This window comes from Pontibacter silvestris (assembly GCF_020907275.1).
In the GTDB taxonomy this organism is placed as follows: Bacteria; Bacteroidota; Bacteroidia; order Cytophagales; family Hymenobacteraceae; genus Pontibacter; species Pontibacter silvestris.
In genome coordinates this window covers 1-5868 of sequence record NZ_JAJJWI010000056.1, presented here as the reverse complement: position 1 = coordinate 5868, position 5868 = coordinate 1, and the positions used below count along the sequence as shown (strand labels likewise).

Genomic DNA, 5868 nt, shown 5'->3' with positions numbered 1-5868 from the left:
GTTGTGCAACAGCCACGGCGGTTTTCCGGGACAAGACACACTGGGCAAAACCAGAGTAATGACTATTAATTAACGTGAACTCGGGAATTAAACCATATTTAAATAATTGATTTACGGTAGGTTATACAGAAGATTGATCATTAAGTAATTGTGAGTATCATATCATATATCTGCATTTTTAGGTTGTATTCCCCGATATAGAAGAATACATCAACCGATATTTATATTAAGAGCTCTGGAAATTTTCAAAGATTAATTCCCGAGTTCACGTTATGATAAGTGTCATGGTAAAAAGATTGTAATAGGTTTTAAAACAGTTTCTTATAAGATTAGCCTTGGAGGAATAAAACTTTCAACTCTCCCAAAAAAAGGGGCGCGATTAGGTGAGTCTATCGTGCTGCTGCTGATTCAGACGCCTGTTGAATATCATGTGTCTTTATAAGGCAGCTTTACCAGGGCGTCAACTATTCGCTCAATCCAGCCGGGCATCAGGCTGGAGACCATGCCGCTGACCATGGCGCCACCCATGTGGAAAAACACTGACTTCCTGTAATTCCTTTCCTCTTCTATCTCCCCCTCGCGAAAGTTCCCGGTGCTGGAAGGGTTATTGTCCTTTATAATCAGGTTGTTGATAAGCCAGCTACCCGTATTTAAGAAAAAGCCGGGATTCTCCGGGTCTTCCTTATCAATCAGCTGGATGTCCAAGTCGTCGTAAAGGAAGCGGATCTGCCCCTTTGCTATATGTTCTGTTGCCCTCACAGCAAAATCTGCCTTATTAATGCGGCCGCTTTCCATGCGAATTAACATGACCTGCTCAAATAGCGGATTAAAAGCCTCGAACTTCATCGGCTCCAGCGAGCCCTCATAAGTATACAGGTCCTCGGGGTGATCCATGTAGAACTCGAACTTAACCCTCAGTATGCTCTCGCCCATTAAGTTGGTGCTTGCTTCGGCAGTCATCGTATTCTGCTCTCTAATCTGCAGCGAGTCATTGGTGATGTTGGTAACCAGCAATACCGTTTCATCCAGGGTAAGTACTCCAGGTTCTGTGCCGTCAGCTGATATCTCTGAATACACTATCTTACCACCTAATGCAGTCACGGTATCTATCTGAACCAGGAACTCCACATTCTTTAGCATCGTTTGAAGCGTGAAGGGCTGCCTTCCCGGGTCTGCTTCTACCCTGTTGTCCCTGAAGATGTCTATCTCCAGGTTGCTAAGCTGGATTTTTGAGGCAATTATCTCCTGATTGTTAAACAAGGCATCCAACCTGAAGCCCTCCATCTGAATGTTCGGGATTTTCAGATCGATGCGGTCTGCTGTATATTCAAGTTTATCCTGGTATTCATCGATCTCGAAAAGCGGCACCAACCGCACACTATCAATGGTAAGCGTCTGGCTGTTCAGTTCTGTTCTTACTCCTCCAATCCGAAAGGCATATAAGCTGTCTGGGGTAATGAAGGCATACTCCTGTACCAATATTCCTATATCATCCACTTCAAACATTTCCAGCGGGTCGGGGGCTTCCAGTGAAGCGAGCCTTAGTTCCTCTACAACCACAGATACATGCTCCAGCGTGTGGCTTCTTTGTATGGTGTCCTTCAATATGTTAAGCTTAAACCTGCCATCCTCTACACGGATGCGGCCCACCCGAAAGGTCTCTACAAATTCGCTTACCTGCTGCATGGCCTTATTTTCACCATTGTCTCCTGCCGCCCCGGCCAGTGCTGTGCCTGATGTGTTTTCTGTGTCTTCTTCCTGCCCTCCATTCTCTTCATCAGTATCATTGCCTTCACTTGCGTCCGCTTCTTCTTCTGAACGTTCCTCTACTACGTTCCGGTCCTGTAATATCGCCACCTCTGGCTCCGTTAATATCACCTCTGCCATGGTGTAACGGCCCGTTTCATAGGAGCGAATGAGGTCGAAGCCTGTCATCTGGAATTTATTTGCTGCTATATCGAACAGGTTGCTGCTAGTCTTCTCAAAGTTTTCCTCTTTTATCCTTTCATGCGCCTCTTTATCTGAGGTAACCTCAAACAAACGCGCAGTGAGTACCTGTTTGCTGCTGGAATACGCCAGACTGTCCAGTGTAATGGTGTAGACGCTATCGGGGGTCTGGTAGGTAAAATCGCTTGCCGTCAGGGCCAATTCTTCCATAGGCAGGGCATTGTCCAGGTCTGAGAGCGCCTCGGGGCTAAGATGCAGCGCTGTTACTGTGACGGAGGCATGTTCAAGCTTCTGCGTGCGGAATATATCTTCGCGCTTTTCCCGGTAGGTAAAGGTGCCGTCTTCCAGGTGGATGGCATTAACAGTAACAGGGTCGAAAAAACTGAATAACATAGCTGTAGCCTGCCCCTGCTCATTTCCTGAGGCCTCTACATCCCTGTCCATCGTAACAACAACGTCAGGCTGGCTGAGGGTCATCTGGTCGATAGCCATGCTGCCACTGTTCATGGCCCGGATAACATTCAGCCCGGTGACCCGGAACAGGGGTGCGGAAAAATCGAACAGGCTCTGGCTGGCATCATCAGCGCGTTTGAGTTTGTCGTCTTGCTCGGTATCGGCAGTTAGTTCAATGGATCTTGCGGTAAGCTCCTCACTCCTGGTGGAGTAACGGAACCTGCCAAGCGAAAAGGTCTGGGCATTATCCGGTATCCAGTGTTTGTAACTGCGCCCTGACAAAACGATAGCATGCAGCGGGAGCCGGGGCTCCTGCTCATAAACGAACAGGGAGTCTATGTGTAGCCCTGTGAGGGTGAGGGCACCTTCTTCCAGTTCCTGGCTAAGGGTGATATCGCCATTTTTTATATGCTGGGTATAATAGGCATCCTGCAGGCGTATTTGCCTAACCTTTAGCTCATCTATAAAACCAGAAAACTGCTCATACGCATTCTGCAATACCACTTCCAGATCTGGTGCCGGCACTGTTTCAAAATTAGTGACATCAAGTGCCGGCTTAAGAAGTTCGGCGCTCCCAATATCCAGCATCTTTGTCTGAAAGGCCTGGAGCAGATCCATATCGTCTATGCGCAAGCCAGGGGATTTGAAATCAAACACGAAAGACCCGGCATTGCCGCTGGTTTTCAAACTGTCATTTTTACTCCTATCACCTTTTACACTGATGGAATCAACATGCAGGTACTTCTCCCGGCTCGACAGTTCCAGCCTCGCCACATCGTACGTATAAGGTGTTTGAGGGGGCCTGTAGCGGTAGCCCTCCGCAGTAACCAGAAAGCCCTGAACAGGCAGGCTGTCTCTTGAGGTGAAGATCGTAGCGGAGTCAAGCTGCACATCCTGCAGGCTCACATTCAGCTTATCCAAGTACTGTACTGTTTTAACTTCCTGCAGCTTCGTGCGGTACACCAGGCGTGCATCTGCCAGGTGCACTTCTTCCAGGCCTATAGCCTTCAGATAGTCAGATGCCTGCCCGTAAAGCTGGTGCAGGTCCAGCGTTGCGGTATCGGCAGCAATATAGGGGTTCTCTAACATCTCAAGCTCCGTGTTCTCTAACGTTAAACGCCCCATTTGCAGCTGTTTTGTACGATAGGCCTCCACTATATCGAAGCCATCTAATTGCAGTCGGGGTACAAGCAATCCAAACAACATCTGGCTGGCATCTTCGGCGCTCAGGGCCATATTGGCTTCATGGTCCGCTGTTACCCTGAAACCCTCCAGCTGTAGCTGCCCGGCTTCCGAAGAGTAGCTGAACAGATTAAACGTTATGTTATAGACGCTGTCGGGCATGTAGAAAGCATAGTCCCTTAGCTCTAACTGAATATCATCTGCATCAAAAATCTGAGTGTAGTCATCCTGGTTAAGCAAGTCCAGTTCCAGTGCCAGAACACGCAGCGACAGGTGCGGCACTTCGTGTACAGGCTTTTCCGGCGCTCCCCAAAAATATTGATGAACAGTAGCTTCGGGGATGTCTATTTCTCCGATTTCAACGGATTCTACAAAATCTGTTAAAGCGCCGCCATTATTTTGCTCTTCTTCGGCATCCTCCTTCTCTACACTTTTATCTACCAGAACGGTTATTTCGGGGCTGTCCATAAACACAGTGCCAATGCTTAGCTGCTGTCTGAAAATGGCGTCTATCAGGTTGATGCCAGAAATGGTAAACTTCTGCGTTTCCAGCTCAACAAGCATGGGGCTGGCCTCTCCGGCTTCGCGCTGCTGCCGGTGCACGGCCGAGTCGGGAGATAAACGGATGTCTTTTAAGTTGACTGTTGTGGCAAGCAGGTTAATATCTATGTCCTCAAGATCGAGTTTGTATAAGCCATCTGTATTTTCTGTCACCTGCTTTTTGAGAAAGCTTTCTGCATAAGGCTCCAGTACGGTCAGCAGTAATATAGTCAGGATAAGAACCAGGCCTAACACACACGCTGATACAATACCTGCAATCTTTAGTACTTTTCGGCCAAGGCTTGTCTTTTCTGATGATGACATCGGTATAAGTAATATTCAATTTTGAAAAACAGGAGAAACTTATGCTGCCCCTTTGCTTGAGTCTACGCATTAATGAATGGTCATAGGGTTTATTTGGGATATTTATCTGTGTACCCTATATCAACTTACGCGAAGTTCAGGCATAGGATAATAAAGAAAGACTGCAAGCGCCGGGAAGGCTGCCCGGGGCCATGCAGGCTTCTAAGATGAACTAATTTGCTGGAGGCATGCGGCACGAAAAAGGCAAGCTGGTAAGCAATAATTATCGCTTAAGATACAGTTGGCATAAATTAACACCTATGGTACTAGCTGAAATCTACTCCAATGAATTTGCAAAGGTTGAGGTGAACCTTGAACACAAATTTATTCAGGTGACCTGGTTGCAGCACACCAGCGGCACTCCTGCCAGAGAAGTGTTAGAAGTAGCTCTACAATTTGCCCGCGGAGAAGGTCTTACTAATTGGCTACATGACATGCGCAAGATAGACTACATCACCCTGGCTGGTCAAAGCTGGACAGCAAATGAATTCTTTGCCGCTTTTGATTATGAATTACACCACCGGCTAGCTTGGGTAGCAAGCCCAAAAAGCATAGACATGGTCCCTGATGCTCTAATTCAGGAAGCAATTCGGCAGAATCCTGTGCTGGCGAAAATCGTTGAGATGAGAGTATTTTTGGACATGGAAACAGCTGAATATTGGTTGTCTCAGTAGTGTTCTTGCTCAGGCTAACAAGTGTATTTTAAGCCCTTTGCTACTTTCCACTTGCATCTTACCAAAACCGACTTTGTTGTACATAATCGTCGTTATACGGTAGCCGGTTAGCAAACCTCCTGCAAACCAAGCCTAACGCACAGCAAACTTCTGGGAGCAAACGCAAAGCAAACCGCCGCAGCACTTGTGAGGAATATTGATCTCAAAATTCCCCGGTATTTTGGGATGGAAGGAGGCCACCAGGAAATGGTGGCCGGAGCCTGTTATGCCGGTGCCATGGTTAGCATGCCTTTTCCTTGATCGACAAAGATTGATAGTAACATGTTGCTAAATATATTGGTGCAAACTAATTTATTTAGTAGTATTGTTTTGTATAAACTAACAAAATAAACCTATGAAACTCATCGAAAAGCTTTTGAAGGAGATAGAGGAAGAAGGGCAGAAAACCCGCAAAATGCTGGCCATCGTGCCTGACGACAAATACGATTGGCAGCCTCACCCCAAGAGCATGCCTGTTAAAGACCTGGCACTGCACATTGCCGATTTGCCCACCTGGATAACCTTGGCTGTTACAACCGATGAACTCGACTTTGCTGCCAGCCCCTATAATCCAGGTAATGTAACTAACACAGAGGGGCTCTTGACGCTGTTCGAGAAGAACCTGGCAAAGGCGAAAGCATATATGTGTCAGCTCCCCTGTAAATAGAAC

General features: G+C 47.1%; 3 protein-coding genes. 2 read left to right on the top strand and 1 reads right to left on the bottom strand.

Annotated elements, in window-relative coordinates; genetic code table 11:
* Positions 1 to 426: 426 nt before the first annotated feature.
* Positions 427 to 4446, bottom strand: a complete 4020-nt coding sequence (locus tag LN995_RS21320) for a hypothetical protein (protein WP_229963123.1) — start codon at positions 4444 to 4446, stop codon at positions 427 to 429.
* Positions 4447 to 4673: 227 nt separating this feature from the next.
* On the opposite strand from LN995_RS21320, the gene LN995_RS21315 reads away from it, so the two are divergent.
* Both LN995_RS21315 and LN995_RS21310 read left to right on the top strand, forming a co-directional pair.
* Positions 4674 to 5159: a hypothetical protein gene (locus LN995_RS21315; protein WP_229963122.1), complete on the top strand. Its 486-nt coding sequence runs from the start codon at positions 4674 to 4676 to the stop codon at positions 5157 to 5159.
* Between the two features lie 394 nt (positions 5160 to 5553).
* Entirely contained in the window at positions 5554 to 5865 is a 312-nt protein-coding gene (locus tag LN995_RS21310) for a DinB family protein (RefSeq protein ID WP_229963121.1), read from the top strand.
* The last annotated feature ends 3 nt before the right edge of the window (positions 5866 to 5868 follow it).

What these genes read in the sequence shown, in the direction of transcription:
- LN995_RS21320 (WP_229963123.1), bottom strand. Translation starts at nt 4,446, where the DNA reads ATGTCATCATCAGAAAAGACAAGCCTTGGCCGAAAAGTACTAAAGATT.
- LN995_RS21315 (WP_229963122.1), top strand. Translation starts at nt 4,674, where the DNA reads ATGCGGCACGAAAAAGGCAAGCTGGTAAGCAATAATTATCGCTTAAGA.
- LN995_RS21310 (WP_229963121.1), top strand. Translation starts at nt 5,554, where the DNA reads ATGAAACTCATCGAAAAGCTTTTGAAGGAGATAGAGGAAGAAGGGCAG.